This is a genomic window from Pseudomonas sp. EL_65y_Pfl1_R83 (assembly GCF_963970695.1).
In the GTDB taxonomy this organism is placed as follows: domain Bacteria; phylum Pseudomonadota; class Gammaproteobacteria; order Pseudomonadales; family Pseudomonadaceae; genus Aquipseudomonas; species Aquipseudomonas tritici.
This window is the reverse complement of the sequence record NZ_CAXAQI010000274.1, coordinates 1-505: the sequence shown is the minus strand read 5'-3', so window position 1 is coordinate 505 and position 505 is coordinate 1. Positions and strand designations below refer to the sequence as shown.

Below are 505 nucleotides of genomic sequence, written 5' to 3'. Positions count from 1 at the left end.
CGAAATCGAACTGGGCGAAATCAGGTCGAGATCGGCAGTCGCCGCCCCCTGATAAGGGCCGCCAAGCACGGCAAGGTTTGCAGTGCCGTGGCGGCGTTTGCCGTTGATCAGCACCAGCGTGTGGTTGGGGCTGAGCCCGCGCAACCGCGCCGACAGCGTCAAATTGGCGGTGTCGCCGCCAAAGGCCTGCGCCGTGAAGGACGGCACCAATTGCGTCAGCACCTGGTTGAGGTTGGGTTGGCCGACTCGCGACAATTCATCCGAGCTTAGCACCTTGATCGGCGTGGCGCTCTCGGCCGCAGTCGTGCCCGTGCGCCGAGTGCCGGTGACGATAATGTCGGATTGCTCGGGTGCGCTCGTATCGGGCGCGGGATCAGCCGGAGCCGGGGCCGCCGACATCGCAACGCTGCTATCGGGTTTGGTGTCAGCAAAAGCGGGCATTGCGGCCACGCTGGCGACGGCCAGCGCGAAGAGCGAAATCGAAGATTTGTACATGGCTGTGAGA

At 64.2% G+C, this 505-nt stretch carries 1 protein-coding gene; it reads right to left on the bottom strand.

The window, feature by feature from the left end:
- A partial coding sequence (locus AACY08_RS28840) for a Plug domain-containing protein (protein WP_339472493.1) occupies nt 1–441 on the bottom strand: 441 nt, incomplete at its 3' end.
- Nucleotides 442–505 lie beyond the last annotated feature (64 nt).